Origin of the sequence: Lysinibacillus sp. PWR01 (assembly GCF_043359455.1) — a bacterium.
GTDB lineage: Bacteria > Bacillota > Bacilli > Bacillales_A > Planococcaceae > Lysinibacillus > Lysinibacillus fusiformis_F.
In genome coordinates this window covers 46,483-65,049 of the sequence record NZ_JBHERJ010000038.1, presented here as the reverse complement: position 1 = coordinate 65,049, position 18,567 = coordinate 46,483, and the positions used below count along the sequence as shown (strand labels likewise).

Sequence of the window (18,567 nt, the reverse complement as noted above, 5' to 3'; positions counted from 1 at the left end):
ACAGGCAAAACTCTAAACGGAGCGGTAGCGGAGGAAGCGATTCGGCGCTCGCCCACAGGAAAGCAAGCAGCCTGCAACGGAAATCCATTTCTACCTTTCAATTGACTGTTTTGTTTTTCAACACTAAGAGAGCAAGCTAGTATGTAGACTAGCTTGCTCTCTTATAGATGAATAGGTGGGACACACATAAATGTCACTGTTCGGTTTTTGCTATCATAAAGACACCATTCACGGTGATTGATAACAGAGCCTACATTAACGCCATATTGTTTGTCCTGTAATGCAATAGGCTGCCCGTAGCGAATACGAATCGGTAGCTTTTTTTGCTGATGATAAAGGCCTGATTCGTGACTATGCCCGAAGAAAAATAATGGTTTTTGAAAGGGTGGGAATGTTGGCTGCCAGCTTACATTCCACTTAAATTGATGTCCGTGCATAAGCGTGGCGCCATCAATCTCCATTGTCTCAGGTAAAGCTTTAAAACGTTCGATGCCAGTAACCTGCGTAATGCGTTCTTCTTGATTGCCTCGTATTGAGGGGAAGGTTAGTAGTTTTTCAAATTCACTTTCTACTATGGCCGCCTTTTGCAAAGGTAAGCCAGATAGGGTTTGTGCCTTTTTCTTACTGACAGTGCATTCATATAAATCACCTAACCCGATGATTTTTGCTTCTTCTGCTGTTTGTTGAATATGAGCTAGAACAGCTTGAGTGTCTTCTATATTAGAATGTAAATCTCCTAAAAGTGCATAAAGCATTTAAACCCTGCCTTTCCTTAAAATGATCGTACAAGTATCATACACCCAATAGAAATTGCTAGAAAAGTAAAATGTCTAAGAATATTTCGTTACTTCAATTACATATTTTGATTGTGTGGAAAAATTGCCAAGAAATTCATTGCTTGTTAAAATATAATCATAATTTTCTGAATTTTAAGAAGTTTAATAGTTTCCCATTCGTGTCTTTTCCGTAATAAAAAATGAATGTATGGAGGGCTTATAATGACGATGTTTATGACAGAGATTCTAGAAAACTATGCAGGGCAGCAACCAAATGCAATTGCAACATTGTATGATGGAAAAACGTTAAGCTATCATGATTTTTATCAACGTGTAGAAAGATTTGCGGCTTACTTGCAGGAACAAGATTTTGAAAAAGATGATGTGATTGCCTTATATACGCTCAATTCAGATTTATTTTTAATCGCTTATTTAGGTGTCCAATTAGCTGGATTTATTGTGATGCCTATTAACACTAAATTAGCTGCTCCTGAGGTTGATTTTATTTTTAATCATTCACAAGCAAAAGGCTTAATTTTTGATGAAAGATTAACACAGGCATTAGAGGACGTTTCTTATTCATTCCAACATACGATTGGATTTCAAGAAATGAAAAACATAATAGAATACGACAAACGTGAAAGAAAAATTGTGCAATTGGAGGCTCATGACACAGCTGTGGTCATGTATACATCTGGTACAACAGGTAAACCCAAAGGCGTTATGCTCACACATCAAAATATCGTGGCTACCGCAGATATATGGTCGTCTTCTATGAATATGTCTAGCAAGGATAAGATGTTTATTTGTACGCCATTGTTTCATTGTGCAGGTCTTCATGTTTTTGCTATGCCTATGTTTTATCAAGGGGGAACAGTAGTCATTGAAGAAGCATTCTCACCAACTAAAACGTTAGCTCAAATTGCAGCTACTGAGTCAACCATTTTCTTTGGTGTTCCATCTATGTATACCATCATTTTAAATACTCCTGAATTCAAGGAACATAGCTTTAAACATTTACGTTTATTATGTTACGGGGCTGCCCCAATGCCTTATGAGCTCGTAAAGCAAGTGAAAGAAGCATTTCCAAATGTAAAGGTTCAAAATCTTTATGGTCAAACTGAAAATTCACCTGCAGCTACCTCTTTATTAGATACGGATGCATTGACGAAAATTGGCTCAGTTGGAAAACCATTAGCACAGACAGATGTACGTGTAGTTGATAGCGAAGGAAAGACCGTACCAGCTGGCGAGGTGGGCGAAATTTGCGTAAGAGGACCACAAGTAATGAAGGGCTATTTGCGCAATCAAGAGGAAACAGCAAGAGCGATTAGAGATGGCTGGCTGTACTCAGGCGATTTAGGACGTTTTGATGAGGAAGGCTATTTATATATTGTAGATCGGAAAAAAGATATGATCATCCGTGGTGGAGAGAATATTTACCCAATCGAAGTAGAAGAAGTTCTATATCAAATGTCAGAAATTTTAGAAGCAGCAGTGGTTGGATTGCCACATGAAGTATATGGAGAAGTACCAAAAGCATTTGTGGTGTTGAAGGAAGGCAAGTCTCTCGATGAAAATTCGATATTATCCTATTGTCAAACACGACTTGCCAAATATAAAGTACCGTATGAAATAGAATTTTTAGCAGAATTGCCACGCAATGCCTCTGGTAAGGTACTAAAGCATACATTACGGCCGAAAGTGACAACGATTTGAGTCGGTTCAATTATTTCTCAGCATAAATGTTATCCAAATTTTTAAGTTTACTTGAAAAGAAAGAGTCTTGTGTACTTGCCGCTCGCTTTCGGTACAAAAAATAGGTGCTGAATCAAGATAAAATAGGAACGGCTATGAAAGTATCGTATAATAGAGTCTACGACAAATTGAATAAAGAGAATGGCGAAGGGTTTGCTCTTCGCCTTAGAATAGGAGCGGAATTTGTCTTGTGGACGGGGTATAAACGCCTTTTACTTATTGGCATTTTGATTATTATGTTACTTTCAGGCTGTCAGCCATTTTCACAGCAAGATGCTGAACAAAAAAATCAATTAACAGTTTTAACAGTAGAATTTAATAGCGGGGCACCTATTCCAAATCTCTTCCTCACGGTGACAGACGTACAAACAGGTGATGTAGTGGAAGAAGCAATTGGTTCAGAAGAGGGAGAGGCTGTATTTTCGAAGCTAAAGGCAGGGCGAGAATATGCAATTGCAGCAACGACACTTGAAAATAGTTCGACAAACAATAATGGGTATACGACAATCGAGAATTTCACATATGATACAACAAAGCCATACTATCGTTTGCAAACACACTTTTTAAGAGACGAACAGGAGTTAGATGTCCCTGTTGTCATGCAAAACCCTGAGCTTCCACATGGCTGTGAAATTACATCACTCACAGCCGTATTAAATTATTTTGGAATGAATGTGTCAAAACTTGAAATGACTGACAAGTATTTACCAAAGCAAGAAATACGCACAGCGGGCAATCAACGTTTTGGACCAAACCCAAATGAAGCTTTTGCAGGTAATCCCCGTGATAAAGCGCGTGGTATGTATGTTTTTGCTGCCCCAATTGTCAAAGCGGCTGAGGCAGTCATTACAGATAAACAAGCTGACTTACATGTCAAAAATATGAGTAACGCCTCACAAGATGATATTTTACAGCTTGTTCGTGAAGGCATTCCTGTTGTGACATGGGTGACGCTAGATTTATCGAAGCCTAAACGAAATGCAGAAAGAGGCTGGATTTATAAAGGTGAAACAACGCCACATGATGCTTTTATGAACTTACATGCAGTCGTCTTGACGGGGCATTTAGGTGATAAAGTAGTCGTAATGGATCCTTTAAAAGGGTATGTTACTTACAATGTCGATCAATTTTTCAAAAGTTATCAGGAACTAGGCAAACAGGCTGTAGCTGTTCATAAATAAATAAGCTACAAATCGTTAGTATGTTACACTAATAAAAAAGTAAAAGTGAGTTGAGTAGAATGGCCATTGAGCACGTTTTTTTACCGGTTTTACTTGGAGATGAAATGAATGCTTATGGCATGGCCAGAGCATTTTACGAGGCCTATGGTGTGAAGCCGCTTGCACTAAACCATACGAACATGGAAAAAATTCAACAAAGTGATTTATGGACTTTTCGTGAGATACCGCGACTTCATATCGAAGAAAGGTTTGTGACCGCGTTAAAAGCCATTGCGGAGGAGTTCCAAGACAAAAAATTACTGCTATTAGCTTGTGATGAATTTTATGTCAAAAAAATCGTAGAACATAAAGAGGAGTTAGCAGAGGATTTTCTAGTTCCTTATGTAGACGCCACACTTGCACATCAACTTTTAACTCGTGAAAGTATGTATGAACTATGCGCACAATTTGGTTTTCAATACCCTGCAACACATGTATGCACGGTGAATGATTATGAAGACTACGACATGCCATTTGATTATCCAGTTGTCATTAAGCCAATGAATATGACAAAATATGCTACATGTATTTTTCCTGGTAAGAAAAAAGTATATATTGCATATGATAAGGATGAAAAGGACAGTATACTACGTGCTATCTATAAAGAATCAGCTTATCGAGATGATCTGATGATTCAACAATATATTCCTGGAGAAGATGCTAATATGCGTGTTGTGAATGCGTATATTGGACAAGATCGGAAGGCAAAACTTCTTGCGGTGGGTAACCCCATTTTAGAAGAGCATTCTCCAGAAGGCATTGGGCGTTATGTAGCAATCATGACAACCTATCATCAGGAATTAATGGATAAAGTGAAGTCATTCCTTGAAGCGATACAATTTCAAGGCTTTGCCGCGTTTGATATGAAATATGATGAACGTGATGGTCAATATAAATTGTTGAGTATTGAATTACATAATGAACTTTCCAATTATTATGTGACGGCCAGTGGCTATAATTTAATGCAGTATGTCGCGAACGATTTTGTTCGTGGAAGTAAACAATCACTAACATATGTGAAGAACAAGCATCTTTGGACCATTGTGCCAAATGGTGTGCTGTTCAAATATGTACAAAATGAACAACTAGTCATTGAAGCGAAAAGTTTAATACGTCAAGGTATGGCTACAGATTCTATTTTTAATTATAAGGATATGAATGCAAAACGTTGGTTGAATGTCACGCTTGATAATTTAAGCTTTTATCGCAGCTATAAGAAATATTTTAATAATAAAGGTCTGTCTAACACATGAAAAAACAAACTTTAGGAATAATTGGTGGCGTTGGTCCACTTGCAACAATGTTTATTGGAGAAATGATTGTAAGACGTACGAAAGCACAAAAAGATCAGGAGCATTTACATACCATCATTGATAATGATACAAATATTCCTGACCGTACGGCTTTTATTTTAGATAATACAAAGGATAATCCAGTTCCAGTTATTATTGAGGATGCAAAAAAACTAGCTTCGGTAGGAGCAGACATAATTGCTATCCCATGTAATACGGCGCATACGTTTTATCATGAAATTGAAGAAGGTTCTCCTATACCTGTATTGCATATGATTCGCGAAACAGCGAAGCGTGCTGCTGATTTAGGAGCGAAGCGTGTTGGTATTTTAGCAACAACAGGCACCTTAACATCACGGATGTATCAGGAAGCGCTTGAGGAGTTTGGTATTACACCCGTTGTTCCAGACAATGAAATGAGATCATATGTGATGACAATCATTTATGATTACGTCAAGGCTGGGAAGGATGTTACGTTAGAAGACTGGCAACCAATAGAAGAGGCGATGTTAGCATTAAATTGTGATCGTATTGTATTAGGGTGTACAGAGCTTTCTATTGTGAATAGAGATTTGAAGCTAAGTGACATTTATATTGATTCATTAATCGTTTTAGCTGAATGTGCCATTTTGGCTTGTGGTTATGAATTAGTCGATTAGTCGTTGAATGAATTGAAAAGAATCTGCTTGCTTTTCACGGGTAAGCTACAATTCTTGAAAGAGTTGTGGACAGGCTTACTTTTCCGTGTTGAGTGAAGCAGATTTTTTATGAAAGGAAGCAATGTTTTCTTGAAACGATTAGATAATTGCTTTCGTACATATAAAGTAGGAACCTACGGAGTGTGTTAAACTAGTGTCAAGTAGATAGAAGGTGGGAAATAACATGTCAGTCATTAATTTATTAAAAGAAGAAATACAAGCAAAATGGAACTTTGAAACACCCATGAAAATTCAAGATGAAATGATACCAGCTATGCTTGAGGGCAAAGATATTGTAGCAGAATCTCCAACAGGATCAGGTAAAACGTTAGCATATGTCTTACCATTATTAAATAAAGTGAATGGGGCAAAAAAGCAAACACAAGGACTGATCGTAGCTCCCTCGCAAGAGCTTGCTATGCAAATCGTAGAAGTCATTCGTGAGTGGACAGCTGGCACAGATATTACGGTTCAGCAGCTGATTGGTGGTGCCAATTCTGCTCGCCAAATTGAAAAGTTGAAGAAAAAGCCAACGATTGTTGTTGGAACACCTGGTCGTTTAAACGAATTAGCACGAGCAGGAAAATTAAAACTAAAAGAAGTCGAAACAGTTATTTTAGATGAATGTGATCAATTACTAAGTCGTGAATACCGTGTTGTTATCAAATCCTTTATAGAAGGTTCTGCCTATGGCCGACAAGTTGTTGTTGTTTCGGCTACTATTACAGAGGAAATTGAATTAGTGGCAAGTCGTATGATGTTTGAGCCTCTACGTTTTAAAATTAAGCCTGAGGATATGTTAAAGGTCGGTAAAGTTGTTCATTCTTTCTTGAAAGTAGAAGAACGCGATAAAACGGATTTCCTACGCCGACTTTCCCATACAGAGGGCTTAAGAGCGTTGGCTTTTGTTAATAATATTGATCAATTATTAATGAAGGAAACAAAACTACAATACCGTTCAGCACCGATTGTCACACTCCATTCGGATATGAAGAAAGAAGAACGTAAAAAAGCGTTAGATGCATTCCGTAAAGGAGACGCACGTATTTTAATTGCGACAGATATTGCAGCTCGTGGTTTAGATATTGCTGGTTTAACACATGTTATTCATGTTGATGTCCCACGAACAATTGAGCAGTATTTGCATCGTTCTGGTCGTACTGGACGTGCGGGAGCAGATGGTGAAGTATTAACGTTATTATCTTATCGTGATGAAAAAACCTATAAAAAGTGGACAAGGGAAATTCCAGGCAAGCCTGTGCAAAAAATATGGCATGATGGCGAGCTAATTGAAGGCAATTCTAAAACAATTGGACAGAAGCGAGGGAAATAGTATGACATTTGAAGAGAAATTACAGGCATATGCAGAGCTTGCAGTAAAAGTGGGTGTTAACATCCAACCAGGTCAGTACTTATTAGTCAATACATCTGTGGATGCTTTAGATTTTGCCCGTTTAGTTGTAAAAGAGGCTTATAAGGCTGGTGCAGGCCGTGTTCATGTAAACTTTTCCGATGATGAATTGGATCGTGCTTATTTTGAGCATGCTTCCGAGGAGGAATTTAATCGCTTCCCTGAATGGGTTGTGAAAATGCGTGATGAGCTTATTGAACGTAAAGGGGCTCTACTATGGATAGATGCAGCAGACCCTGATAAGCTAACAGGAATTCCTGCAGACAGACTAGCAACACATCAAAAAGTATCAGGGGCAGCATTGAAAAACTATCGCAATGCAGTCATGAAGGATTTAATTGCTTGGTCCATTGTAGCCGTTCCTTCAGCTAAATGGGCGGCAAAGGTATTCCCTCAATTAACAGAAGAGCAGCAGGTGCCTGCATTATGGGAAGCTATCTTTAAAACGGTGCATATCGGGGAAGGCAATGCAGTTGACAATTGGCGTCAGCATGTAGCTAATTTAGAATCGCGTGCAGAGCTTTTAAATAATAAAAAGTATGCAAAACTTCACTATACAGCTCCTGGTACAGATTTAACAATCGCTTTAGCACCACAGCATAAATGGCTAACTGGTGGTAGTAAAACACCAGAAGATAATGTCTTTGTGGCCAATATGCCAACAGAAGAAGTTTATACACTTCCAATGAAACAAGGTGTAAACGGTTATGTTAGTAATACTAAGCCATTAGTTTATCAGGGCAATATCATCGATGGCTTTAAACTAACATTTGAAGAGGGCAAAATTATTAAGGCAGAGGCTGAAGTAGGGCATGATTTATTGCAAGAGCTTATTCAAGTGGATGAAGGCTCAAGCTATTTAGGTGAAGTGGCACTTGTCCCTCACGAATCACCAATTTCAGCGTCGGAGATTTTATATTTCAATACGCTATTTGATGAAAATGCTTCAAACCATTTAGCTATTGGTGAGGCATATCCGACTTGCTTAGAAGGCGGTAGAGACCTAGAAAACGGCCAACTTGAGGCATTGGGTGCCAATATTTCTGTGACACATGAAGACTTCATGATTGGCAGTGGTGAAATGGACATTGATGGTATTTTACCGGATGGTACGGTTGAGCCCATTTTCCGTAAGGGTAGCTGGGCTTTTTAATCTTTAGACGAGAAGAAACGGAGGAGAGCAGATGAAGCGATTTTGGAGCTTGTTAGGTATAACGATATTATCCATGACATATTGGACTTCATCTGCTTTTGCTCAAACGGAAAACTATGTGGAGATTGGAGATTCCTTAGCTGCTGGTCAAACACCCTACCAAGAAATTGATGCAGGATATAGTGATTTGATTGCCATGAAATTAAGCTTGATCGGTCAATTATCATTTTATACAAAAGAACTTGCCTTTCCTGGCTTTACTACGGCAGATGTATTAGAACGAATCCAATCTGAGGAAGCACAAAATTTATTAGCAAATGCGACACTTATTACGGTTTCGGCAGGGGCCAATGATTTATTACGTCTTGTCCAAGTGAACCCAAATGCAGGGACCTTAGCTTTTTCACAGCTTCAGGCAGATTACGCTTTAAATTTGGCAAGAAAAAATATGATATCGATTTTGGATGAATTAGAAGAACGTGCGCCTAAAGCAAAGATCTATGTCATGGGCTATTATTTTGCTTATCCAACAGTTCATCCGACGCAAAAGGAAGGAACCAATGCTCAGCTAGTTAGATTAAATACGATTTTACAACATCAAGCAGAACAAGCTGGAGCGGCTTATATAAATGTCTATGATGCCTTTGGATTGAATGCGACCAACTACTTACCAAATAGTGCTGATGTTCATCCAAATATCGAAGGCTATCGTCAAATGGCTAACTCATTTTTACGGGTTTATAGTGGTAGTGATGCTTTAAACATCTCTTCATTAGAATTACCCGAGCCAAATCCCATATCATTTGAGGAAATCCTAAAGCAACAATCGTCAGTGAAACCTCAGAAGCAAAAAGTGGCACAACATCAAACTTCTCTTACGACTTACGTTATTCAGGGATTCCCAGGATATAAGGCATTTATCAAATACATCTAAATAACCGATATCTAAGGCATCTTACCTAATAAGATGCTTTTTTCTATGAAAACCAATTTTGGCTAGAACTACTAAACCGTTAGAAAGCACTAGATAGGGAATAGTCATGCTAAAATATAGAGAAGACTAGGAGGTACAAGAATGAAAATATTTCATACAGCAGATTGGCATTTAGGAAAGCTTGTTCAAGGTGTCTATATGACAGAAGATCAACATGATATTCTTCAACAATTTATACAAGCGATAGATGAGGAAAAACCAGATGTAATTATCATCGCAGGTGATTTATATGACCGTTCGATGCCTCCTATTGAGGCAGTTAATTTATTAAATGATGTATTAGCGAAAATAGTATTAGAGAAGAAGATTCCTGTTTTAGCAGTGGCGGGAAATCACGATAGTGCAGGACGTTTAAATTTTGGCAGCCGTTTAATGAGGGATAGTGGTTTATATATCAAGGGCCAATTTACAAAAAATCATGCACCTATTGTTTTGAATGATCAACATGGAGAAGTACATTTCCATCTAGTACCCTATGCAGAGCCAGCTGCCATTCGCAACATCTTTGAAGAAGAATCAATCCGTTCTCATCAAGACGCCATGCAAAAAATTATTGAGCATATCACGGAAGACATGGACACAAGTAAGCGACATGTTTTTGTTGGACATGCCTTTGTGACGAAGTATGGTGAGGAAGAAGCCAATACAAGTGATTCCGAGCGACCACTTTCCATTGGAGGTTCAGATTGTGTAAATGCAGCTTTATTTAAACCTTTCCACTATACGGCACTTGGGCACTTACATAAGGCACATTTTGTCTTAAACGAAAGCATTCGCTATGCAGGCTCTCCATTAAAATATTCGTTATCTGAGCATTTACATGAGAAAGGCTTTTTAATCATCGATTTAGATGAGCAAGGTAATAGCACAGTAAGTAAAAGAAAACTTGTGCCAAGAAGAGATTTACGAGTAGTAGAAGGTCAGCTGGAGGACTTATTAAGGCAAACACCAAGTGAGGACTATGTATTTGTTAGATTGACGGATACAATATCTGTGACTTCACCGATGGAACGCATTCGTAGTGTGTTTCCGCACGCTATGCATGTGGAACGTAAGGTACTAAGGCAAGATGCGCCACGTGAACTACAAGTGGTGGAAGCTGAAAAACTAGAGGATATTGATTTATTCCGTTCATTTTTCACCGATATTATCGGCATTCAGCCAGATGAAGATACGGAACGTCTTTTCACAGAGATGCTACAGGAATTATTAGATGAGGAGCGAGAGACAGTAAAATGAAGCCATTAAAGTTAACAATTACTGCATTTGGTCCATATAAAGACACGGAAGTAATTGATTTTCAAGAACTAGGAGAACATCGATTGTTTGCTATTTCTGGTAAAACTGGTGCTGGGAAAACAACCATTTTCGATGCTATTTGCTATGCTCTTTACGGATCAGGCAGTGGGGAGGATCGTCAGGATACAGCTTTACTGAGAAGCGGCTTTGCTCATGATGATGTCTATACAGCTGTAGAACTCATCTTTGAAATGCATGGAAAAGTCTATCAAATCGTAAGACAGCCAGGTCATATTAAAGAAAAAAATAAAACGGTTACTGGGAAGAAAATAGAGCTAGCTGAAGTAAAAGAGGGAAAGCTTGATTATAGTATTGTAGAAAAGCAGCAAACCCTTGAAGTCGATAAGAAATTACATGAAATTATAGGTCTCACAAAAGATCAATTTAGCCAAATTGTGATGTTACCTCAAGGTGAATTTCGTAAACTATTAACCTCTGATTCTACAAATAAAGAAGTAATTCTACGGAAAATCTTTAAAACAGATCGTTTCGGCGTCATGGCAAAAAAGCTTGATGCCAAACGTAAAGAGGCAGAAAGTGACCTTGAGCGTGCCAAACAATTAAAAGAACATTTACTTGGTCAAATAGTCGGCGCCTTACCACAACGTTCTTCCTCTTTATTCACATTGATTGCTGATAATACGGGAAATTTACATCAACTGACGCAGGCACTTGATGAGGAGTTTAGTTTCTATAAGAAATGTATAGAAAATGAACAGCTACAATACGATGAAGCATATAGCCTTCATCAAAAAGAGCAAGAATATTATCGCTTAGCTAAAACGCTTAATGAACAATTCGATGAGCAAGCTAATCGACAGCAACGACTACAGATGCTGTTACAAGAGCAGGATAGATACCAAGCAAAGGAGCAGGAGATTGCTTTAGCAGAACAAGCAGAGCGACTTGTGCAGCTAGAACAACAAGGCAGGGATTTACGTGCTGAACTGAACGTAAAAGAACAAGCCTTTCAACAAGCGAAAGTTAAACAACAGCAGGCAGAAGAACAGTTGCAATGTGCACAAGAAGAATATGCAGTAGAAGAGGCTAAAGAGCCTGAACGTCAGCAAATCTTACAGCAGGAAATGCAGTTACAGGCGTTATTGCCGAAATTTGAAGCGTATGAAAATAATATACAACAGCTGCAAATAGCGGAGCAATATGCTGAAACAGCGAAACGAGCAGTAACTGATAACCTTATGCTTTTGGAAAAAGAACAAGAGCAATTGAAGCATTTTTCTCAAACGGTGGAGGGCTATGAAAAACAGGGTGAGCCATATGAAGGCTACTTAGAACAGTTACCGAAACTACGGGAACAGGTAGCTTTAGTCAAGCAGGTTGAGAAATATAAAAATACAGTAGAGTTAGCAAAGCAGGATGTAGCCGCTTCAGCTATTCTCTATCAAGAAAGCAATGAGGCACTTCAGCTATTGCAGCAACGGTGGTTGACGAGTCAGGCTAGTATTTTAGCCAAACAGCTGAAGGAAGGGGACCCTTGTCCTGTCTGTGGTAGTATGACTCATCAGAAAGCACACAATGAGCAACTGGAAGTTATCGAGCTTGCTGAAGTAGAAACATTAAGAGCAAAGGCATCTTCAGACGAGCGTAAGTATCTAGAACAAGAGGCATTTTTAGCATCTGCACAACAACTTCTTCAAGATGCATGTCAACAACTTGAGGCACAGCATATTAAACAAGAAGACCAAGCACAGATCACCGCTACTTTACATGAAGTGGAGAAAGAAATTGCTACCTTAAAAATTATTCATAACCAATTAGCTGATATGCGATTAAAAATAAAACATCAGCATGATCAAATAGAACAGCTACGAAACAAGCAGAGCAAACTAGAGCAATATTTAGCGGAGCAGATGAAAGAATGGACAAGATTACAAGCGGTTGTAGAAGAACAGCTGAAGCAGATGCCAGCTAACTTACCAACTATACAGCAATTAAAGCAACAACTTACTGATGTCAGTAAACAGAAAGAAAATCTGCAAAAAAGATGGCAAGCGAGTCAAGAAAATTTGCATGTGGCAAAGGAAGCGGCTAGCAATGCAAAATTAACTGTAGAAATTGCCAAACAGTCTTTTGAGGAATTACAGCTCAAAATGAATGAAAAGCTTCAGCAATTTTCAGCAAATATGCAGGAAATAGGTTTCAATAGCTACGAGGAATATGCTAGTGCCAAACGGAGTGCCATGCAATTAGATGCCCTTCGAAAAACATGCAGCGACTATGCTTTACAAGTCCACACTTTGAAAATCCAAATTACCGAAGGGGCTACATATCTTCAAGGGAAAGAGAAGCAAGATTTAGTGTTGATGGAAGCAAGGGTAGAACAGCATCGTATTTCCTATGAGGAAGCATTTAAACGTTTGCAACAGATGAATGGCTTTGCACAAGCATGCCAGGGCTTTATTGAAAAGGTAGAAGAAATAGCGAGAGAGCTTCATTTACTTGAACAGGAAGCAGGGCGAGTAAAGGAACTCTATGGATTATTAAACGGACAAAACGCGAAAAAGCTATCCTTTGAGCGTTATATACAAATTAATTATTTAGATCAAATTACAGAAGCTGCCAATATACGGCTGTATCATTTATCAAACGGTCAATTTGAGCTCAGACGCTCAGATAGATTGGAAAAGCATGCAAAGCAAAGTGGACTTGGTCTTGATGTTTATGATGCCTATACGGATCAATTACGAGATGTTAAAACATTATCAGGAGGCGAAAAATTTAATGCTTCGCTAAGTCTTGCTTTGGGAATGGCAGATGTGATTCAAAGCTTCCAAGGTAATATTCATATTGAAACGATGTTTATTGATGAAGGCTTTGGTTCACTCGATGAGGAATCACTAAACAAGGCAATTGATACATTAATTGATTTACAGGATTCTGGTCGTATGATTGGTGTTATTTCTCATGTACCTGAATTGAAATCTGCGATGCCAGCAGTTTTACATGTAGAAAAAACATTGAATGGACATAGTCAAACACATTTTGAAGTGAAATAAAACGAAGGCGTATTTCCGAAAAAAAGGAATACGCCTTCGTTTATTTTTTTCGAGGTGTGGCTGTAGGCGTTGTTCCCTTTTTTGCAGCCATTACTTTCCTGACGATAGGAATAACAATCGGTGCTAACTTTACTGCGGTTTTCACAACGTTTGATACTTTCATTCAAAAACAGCTCCTTTTACAATTACTACTACCTGTTTCTCTTAAAAATAAAACATTAGCGGATAACGCGAACAGCCTGAATAATATTCCAGATCACAATACCAAGTGAGACGAGGGCATAGATGGCGAATGAAGCAAACCAAATAATCATCACTGTATTATTACTGGAGGTTGGATCTAAACTAAATGTGGAAAAAACAAAGACAATAAAGAACAGGATGCCAAAAACAAAAGGAATTAAATGAGAGACAAGTGCACGAATCGAATGTTTTTTTACATCACTATCTTTTGTCACAATGTACACAATTAATGGAACGATGAAAGGGGCGAAGAAAATACTAAGATAACTAAAGGCAGCTAAAATTTTTTGATTCTCCATAGTTGTACCTCCTTTTTTAATATTTACGCATGAATAATAGCAAAGTTTCAAAAAAATAATGTATGGAAGAGGTTGTAATCCTCCTAGCCTTTGCGTACAATGAAAATGTTCAAATAAATTCAGATGTAACGACCACAAGGGGAGCTGATGATGTCAGCTGAGACTGGGCACGTAATGCCTTGACTCTTCGAACCTGTAAGTTAACGCTTGCGTAGGGATGTGGATAGAAACCGACACTTGTACGATGTGAGGCTCTGTCCTGGCATCGTTTTTTCATTCTCGGGGGAAAATGGTGTCAGAAAGAGACATATCAGCGCATTTCTATTCCTGCTCTTGTATCCTACATCGGAACAAAGGAGAGAATATGTATGGACAAAAAAAGACTGTTAATGCTAGTGGAGATTGCGATATTTGCAGCAATTGGGCTAGTACTTGATCAGGTATCCTTTAAAGTATGGGCACAAGGTGGCTCAGTTAGTCTTGTCATGGTACCTATTATGTTAATCGCGTTTCGTTGGGGCCTAGTAGCTGGGCTAACAACGGGACTACTTGTGGGTGTTATGCAAACAATGTTTGGTTCCTATATCGTGCACTGGCTACAAGGATTACTAGATTATGGTGTTGCTTTTACAGTTGTAGGATTAGCGGCAGTTGTACGTGGACCAGTGTTGGACGCTGCTAAACATATGAACAAAACAAAAATGGCACTTTATATTATAATAGGTACCGTTTTCGCAGGCTTCTTACGATACGCGGCACATACAATTGCTGGTGCTGTATTTTTTGCAGAATATGCTGGCGATCAAAATGCTTGGATCTATTCCATCATCTATAACGGTACATATATGCTACCAGCAACTATATTAACGGCTATCGTTGGTGTTCTTTTATTCACAGCCGCTCCACAATTAATGCAAAGAAAAGCTTAATGCAAGTCCCTTCACATGAGTGGGGGGACTTTTTTGTTGTGAATAGCTCTTATAGCACTTTGCAAAGTAGGAAAGCATACAATATTTAAAGCGTTTATCGTTATACGCATAAAAAGTTATGTTATATTAAAGAATAGATATTAGATGAAAGGGACGTTATACATGATTGTAAAAACACAAGAAGAGATTGAAGCTTTTAAAAAAATAGGACGCATTTGTGCTGAAATTCGCGAAGCGATGAAAGCTGCAACAAAACCAGGTGTTACAACACTTGAACTAGACGAAATTGCTGGCCGCATGTTTGCGGAGGCAGGCGCTATTTCTGGACCGAAGGGAGAATATGATTTCCCTGGGTATACATGTATTAGTGTCAATGAAGAAGTGGCGCATGGTATTCCAGGGAAGCGTGTTATTCAAGAAGGAGATATTGTGAATATTGATGTTTCTGGCTCCTTAAACGGCTACTTTGCTGACACAGGTATTTCATTTGTTGTTGGTGAAGGCTATGAAGACAAAGAAAAGCTATGCCGTGTTGCCAAAAGTGCCTTTGATCGAGCAATGACAAAGGTAAAGGCTGGATCTAAATTAAATCAAATTGGTAAAGCAGTTGAACGTGAGGCGAATGCTAATGACTTAACTGTTATTATGAATTTAACAGGTCATGGCTTAGGTAAATCTTTACATGATGAGCCAAATCATATTTTAAACTATTATGATGCATGGGATTCTACCATCATGAAAGAAGGTATGGTGCTTGCGGTTGAGCCATTTATCTCAGCAAAAGCAGAGCATATCGTAGAAGCTGGTGATGGCTGGACATTCGTGACACCTGATAAATCACTTGTAGCTCAAATCGAACATTCAGTCATTGTGACAAAGGATAAACCAATTATCCTAACGTCATTAGACGAAGAATAGGATATAATGAAAAATCCTGCTAACCAATTTATTTTTGGTAGGCAGGATTTTTTTTAATAAATAAAATGCCAACAAAGAGAACACCACATAAAAATAAGGCGGCTGTAGTGACAAGTAGCTCATCAAAACCATTATGTATGGCGATTCCAATATAAGCCCAAATAAAAACACTTGGATACATAACATCAAAGTGATGGAAACGGATATGTAGCGCAATGGCTCCTCCCAATGTTAGTAAAATCACTGCCCAAAGAGGCGTACTAAGACCAAAGCCGTTCCAACCATAAGCCGTTAATGTAAAGCTTGTATTTGTGATAAAAATAAATGTCATCCATGCTAAATAAATGGAGAAAGGAATACGACCAGACAAGGCTTTGTCCTGAAGAGGGTACGTATTATACAGCATAAATAAATACAAGACTAAGAGTAATGTAATGCCAAGAGAAACAATAAATAACTCATGATGCCAGACGTATACCGTCAATGCTTGCAATATATTTATGCAACTAAAGAGCGCAGACTGTTTCAAAGTTGTCTTTTTGATGTTCATAACTAACCAATAACCGAGTAATAAATAAATGATAATCCAAATTACATGACTTATACTAACCGGTGCAAATACTACAGAAAAACGATTAGCGATTTCTAGCGAAGATTGACCGTTGATGTTCACGAAAAAGGATGAAAAGGTTAGGATGATTGAGACAAGATAAGAGATTGTCATCATGATAAACCGAGGCATGTTTTCCTCTCCCTTCGTGTTAGATTGTATAGGGAAAAGACAAATAAGTATAGTACTGTCACTTTTTTTATTATAACGGAAATTCCTAACAATGTATCGTGTTGTTTTACTAATAATATCTACAATTTACCATGCCTGATAGGCATCCATATATTTCTTTAGTACAATAAGAATATCCAAATAAAAGGAGTGAAGTTTCATGGCACAAAATTTGAAAAATCTAGACCTATCCATTGAACTAGACAAAAAGATGTATAAAAAGAAATTAAAAGTACTCCAATATGAAATGTTAAACGCGCAACAGTTTTTATTAAAAAATAAAATTGGCTTAATCTTGGTATTTGAAGGAATGGATGCGGCTGGTAAAGGTGGCGCTATTAAACGATTAATCGAACGCGTCGATCCACGCGGTTATGTTGTACACCCTATATCTGCTCCTCAAGCACATGAATTACGCTACAACTATTTACAACGATTTTGGAGAAAATTGCCTCAACATGGACAAATCGCTATTTTTGATCGCTCATGGTATGGTCGCGTATTAGTAGAACGCATCGAAGGATTTGCAACGAAGGATGAATGGTCTCGTGCTTATGAAGAAATTAATAATTTTGAGAAGATCTTAACTGCAGGAGATTACATAATTATTAAGTTCTGGCTTCATGTTTCAGATGAGGAGCAATTAAAACGCTTTAAAGAACGTGAACAAAATCCTTATAAATCTTGGAAGCTAACAGCTGAAGATTGGCGCAATCGTGATAAATCGCCGCAGTATATTGAAGCAGCAAATGCAATGTTTGAAAAGACCGATAAAAAAGATGCTCCTTGGATCTTAGTCGCTGGAGATGACAAAAAGTATGCACGTGTTCAGGTGCTTCAAGAAACAATTGCACACATTGAACGAGAAGCTCAAAGACGTGGTCTTCATTTAACAAATGTGTTAGACAATGCACAACTAGAGGATGCTGAATCATCCAGTTTGGAAATAGTAAACGAGAAAAAGAAAGAACAAAAAACTAAATAATTGAATTGTGCTGCTATGACAATAAGACATGAGCTGTTTTGGTTGTAGCAGCATCTTTTTTTACATACAATAAAATATAAATAGGGTTTTCAATCAATGGATTGTAGCCAATGTAACAAAAAAGGAATGTATTGATATTTATTGGAAGGCTAGTGTGGAGAATGGTGCTTAAAATTTGGAATCTATTAAGAAAAAAGGGTGGGAATGTGGTAACGATAAAGGGGGAAAAATGCTACATCCGCACATTCCAAGAAAAAGATGCACGAAGTTTAATGGGTCTCGTAAGCCGAAATAAATACTTTTGGTCTATATATGAGCCACTGCAAAGACCTGAATACTATACAGTTGACGCTCAATACAAAAAAATTCAAGAAAGTCTCTATTTAATGGAGTCAAAGCGAGAATTTACGTTTGGTATTTTTGAGCATGGTACAAACAATCTAATAGGACATATTGCACTTTATGCTGTAAAACGCTTACCATACTCAAGTGCATTTGTTGGCTATGCGATGGATGAAATTTACGTAGGGAAGGGCATTGTCACAGAAGCTGTGAATATGGTGGTTCGATTCGCATTTGAGCAAATTGGTCTACATCGTGTAGAGGCATATGTGTCGACACAAAATAGCGCCTCCATGCGTGTCTTAGAGAAGGCTGGATTTCAACAGGAAGGTCTGCTAAGAAAGCTGCTGTATATCAATGGTCACTGGGTAGATCATTATATGTATGCACGTTTAGAGGATGAATAGAATAACAAGTGCCTATCTCCCGTAGTGAGGGGTAGGCACTTGTTC

Annotated in this window: 17 protein-coding genes and 1 riboswitch; of the genes, 13 read left to right on the top strand and 4 right to left on the bottom strand. The window is 38.2% G+C overall.

Annotated features, from left to right (window positions below):
• Positions 1–161 precede the first annotated feature (161 nt).
• A complete protein-coding gene (locus ACEVFT_RS05680; protein ID WP_342441634.1) occupies positions 162–755 on the bottom strand; it encodes a metallophosphoesterase family protein in 594 nt (197 codons plus the stop codon).
• Between the two features lie 243 nt (positions 756–998).
• Between ACEVFT_RS05680 and ACEVFT_RS05675 the strand changes: the two genes are divergently transcribed.
• The 9 genes from ACEVFT_RS05675 to ACEVFT_RS05635 all read left to right on the top strand — a co-directional run bounded on the left by ACEVFT_RS05675 (position 999) and on the right by ACEVFT_RS05635 (position 13,618).
• Positions 999–2,495: a class I adenylate-forming enzyme family protein gene (locus ACEVFT_RS05675; RefSeq protein ID WP_393948651.1), complete on the top strand. Its 1,497-nt coding sequence runs from the start codon at positions 999–1,001 to the stop codon at positions 2,493–2,495.
• 167 nt (positions 2,496–2,662) lie between these two features.
• Complete coding sequence (locus ACEVFT_RS05670) at positions 2,663–3,715, top strand: C39 family peptidase (RefSeq protein ID WP_393948649.1); 1,053 nt, start codon at positions 2,663–2,665, stop codon at positions 3,713–3,715.
• A gap of 59 nt (positions 3,716–3,774) precedes the next feature.
• A complete protein-coding gene (locus ACEVFT_RS05665) occupies positions 3,775–5,007 on the top strand; it encodes a carboxylate--amine ligase (protein ID WP_393948647.1) in 1,233 nt (410 codons plus the stop codon).
• Positions 5,004–5,705 carry a cysteate racemase gene (gene cuyB / locus ACEVFT_RS05660; protein ID WP_205445660.1) on the top strand — a complete coding sequence of 234 codons (702 nt, stop codon included), beginning with the start codon at positions 5,004–5,006 and terminating at the stop codon, positions 5,703–5,705. The genes ACEVFT_RS05665 and cuyB overlap by 4 nt, the downstream gene beginning before the upstream one ends.
• A 223-nt stretch (positions 5,706–5,928) precedes the next feature.
• Positions 5,929–7,077 (top strand): DEAD/DEAH box helicase, encoded by a 1,149-nt coding sequence (locus ACEVFT_RS05655; RefSeq protein WP_205445659.1) that lies wholly within the window; start codon positions 5,929–5,931, stop codon positions 7,075–7,077.
• Between the two features lies 1 nt (position 7,078).
• Positions 7,079–8,308, top strand: coding sequence for an aminopeptidase (locus tag ACEVFT_RS05650; protein WP_393948645.1), 1,230 nt, complete (start codon positions 7,079–7,081; stop codon positions 8,306–8,308).
• Between the two features lie 31 nt (positions 8,309–8,339).
• Positions 8,340–9,242 carry an SGNH/GDSL hydrolase family protein gene (locus ACEVFT_RS05645; RefSeq protein ID WP_393948644.1) on the top strand — a complete coding sequence of 301 codons (903 nt, stop codon included), beginning with the start codon at positions 8,340–8,342 and terminating at the stop codon, positions 9,240–9,242.
• 141 nt (positions 9,243–9,383) lie between these two features.
• Positions 9,384–10,541, top strand: coding sequence for an exonuclease SbcCD subunit D (locus ACEVFT_RS05640; RefSeq protein ID WP_393948641.1), 1,158 nt, complete (start codon positions 9,384–9,386; stop codon positions 10,539–10,541).
• On the top strand, positions 10,538–13,618 hold the full coding sequence (locus tag ACEVFT_RS05635; protein ID WP_393948640.1) for an AAA family ATPase: 3,081 nt from the start codon (positions 10,538–10,540) through the stop codon (positions 13,616–13,618). The genes ACEVFT_RS05640 and ACEVFT_RS05635 overlap by 4 nt, the downstream gene beginning before the upstream one ends.
• Positions 13,619–13,658: 40 nt before the next feature.
• Here the strand turns inward: ACEVFT_RS05635 and ACEVFT_RS05630 are convergent, their stop codons facing one another.
• Both ACEVFT_RS05630 and ACEVFT_RS05625 read right to left on the bottom strand, forming a co-directional pair.
• Complete coding sequence (locus ACEVFT_RS05630; protein WP_279381306.1) at positions 13,659–13,781, bottom strand: hypothetical protein; 123 nt, start codon at positions 13,779–13,781, stop codon at positions 13,659–13,661.
• A 55-nt stretch (positions 13,782–13,836) separates the two neighbouring features.
• Complete coding sequence (locus tag ACEVFT_RS05625) at positions 13,837–14,160, bottom strand: magnetosome magnetite crystal formation protein family (RefSeq protein WP_205445651.1); 324 nt, start codon at positions 14,158–14,160, stop codon at positions 13,837–13,839.
• Positions 14,161–14,287: 127 nt separating this feature from the next.
• Positions 14,288–14,395, top strand: a riboswitch (TPP riboswitch).
• Positions 14,396–14,528: 133 nt separating this feature from the next.
• On the opposite strand from ACEVFT_RS05625, the gene thiT reads away from it, so the two are divergent.
• Both thiT and map read left to right on the top strand, forming a co-directional pair.
• A complete protein-coding gene (gene thiT / locus ACEVFT_RS05620) occupies positions 14,529–15,089 on the top strand; it encodes an energy-coupled thiamine transporter ThiT (protein WP_205445649.1) in 561 nt (186 codons plus the stop codon).
• A 162-nt stretch (positions 15,090–15,251) separates the two neighbouring features.
• Entirely contained in the window at positions 15,252–16,007 is a 756-nt protein-coding gene (gene map, locus ACEVFT_RS05615; protein ID WP_342441627.1) for a type I methionyl aminopeptidase, read from the top strand.
• A gap of 28 nt (positions 16,008–16,035) precedes the next feature.
• Here the strand turns inward: map and ACEVFT_RS05610 are convergent, their stop codons facing one another.
• Positions 16,036–16,731 carry a hypothetical protein gene (locus ACEVFT_RS05610; protein WP_393948635.1) on the bottom strand — a complete coding sequence of 232 codons (696 nt, stop codon included), beginning with the start codon at positions 16,729–16,731 and terminating at the stop codon, positions 16,036–16,038.
• 217 nt (positions 16,732–16,948) lie between these two features.
• On the opposite strand from ACEVFT_RS05610, the gene ACEVFT_RS05605 reads away from it, so the two are divergent.
• Both ACEVFT_RS05605 and ACEVFT_RS05600 read left to right on the top strand, forming a co-directional pair.
• Positions 16,949–17,773, top strand: coding sequence for a polyphosphate kinase 2 family protein (locus ACEVFT_RS05605; RefSeq protein ID WP_205445644.1), 825 nt, complete (start codon positions 16,949–16,951; stop codon positions 17,771–17,773).
• A gap of 161 nt (positions 17,774–17,934) precedes the next feature.
• Positions 17,935–18,522 (top strand): GNAT family N-acetyltransferase, encoded by a 588-nt coding sequence (locus tag ACEVFT_RS05600; RefSeq protein WP_342441625.1) that lies wholly within the window; start codon positions 17,935–17,937, stop codon positions 18,520–18,522.
• The last annotated feature ends 45 nt before the right edge of the window (positions 18,523–18,567 follow it).

Excerpts from the sequence above, each read along its gene's own strand:
- ACEVFT_RS05680 (WP_342441634.1), bottom strand. The coding sequence starts at position 755 with ATGCTTTATGCACTTTTAGGAGATTTACATTCTAATATAGAAGACACT.
- ACEVFT_RS05675 (WP_393948651.1), top strand. The coding sequence starts at position 999 with ATGACGATGTTTATGACAGAGATTCTAGAAAACTATGCAGGGCAGCAA.
- ACEVFT_RS05665 (WP_393948647.1), top strand. The coding sequence starts at position 3,775 with ATGGCCATTGAGCACGTTTTTTTACCGGTTTTACTTGGAGATGAAATG.
- cuyB (WP_205445660.1), top strand. The coding sequence starts at position 5,004 with ATGAAAAAACAAACTTTAGGAATAATTGGTGGCGTTGGTCCACTTGCA.
- ACEVFT_RS05655 (WP_205445659.1), top strand. The coding sequence starts at position 5,929 with ATGTCAGTCATTAATTTATTAAAAGAAGAAATACAAGCAAAATGGAAC.
- ACEVFT_RS05650 (WP_393948645.1), top strand. The coding sequence starts at position 7,079 with ATGACATTTGAAGAGAAATTACAGGCATATGCAGAGCTTGCAGTAAAA.
- ACEVFT_RS05645 (WP_393948644.1), top strand. The coding sequence starts at position 8,340 with ATGAAGCGATTTTGGAGCTTGTTAGGTATAACGATATTATCCATGACA.
- ACEVFT_RS05640 (WP_393948641.1), top strand. The coding sequence starts at position 9,384 with ATGAAAATATTTCATACAGCAGATTGGCATTTAGGAAAGCTTGTTCAA.
- ACEVFT_RS05635 (WP_393948640.1), top strand. The coding sequence starts at position 10,538 with ATGAAGCCATTAAAGTTAACAATTACTGCATTTGGTCCATATAAAGAC.
- ACEVFT_RS05630 (WP_279381306.1), bottom strand. The coding sequence starts at position 13,781 with ATGAAAGTATCAAACGTTGTGAAAACCGCAGTAAAGTTAGCACCGATT.
- ACEVFT_RS05625 (WP_205445651.1), bottom strand. The coding sequence starts at position 14,160 with ATGGAGAATCAAAAAATTTTAGCTGCCTTTAGTTATCTTAGTATTTTC.
- thiT (WP_205445649.1), top strand. The coding sequence starts at position 14,529 with ATGGACAAAAAAAGACTGTTAATGCTAGTGGAGATTGCGATATTTGCA.
- map (WP_342441627.1), top strand. The coding sequence starts at position 15,252 with ATGATTGTAAAAACACAAGAAGAGATTGAAGCTTTTAAAAAAATAGGA.
- ACEVFT_RS05610 (WP_393948635.1), bottom strand. The coding sequence starts at position 16,731 with ATGACAATCTCTTATCTTGTCTCAATCATCCTAACCTTTTCATCCTTT.
- ACEVFT_RS05605 (WP_205445644.1), top strand. The coding sequence starts at position 16,949 with ATGGCACAAAATTTGAAAAATCTAGACCTATCCATTGAACTAGACAAA.
- ACEVFT_RS05600 (WP_342441625.1), top strand. The coding sequence starts at position 17,935 with ATGGTGCTTAAAATTTGGAATCTATTAAGAAAAAAGGGTGGGAATGTG.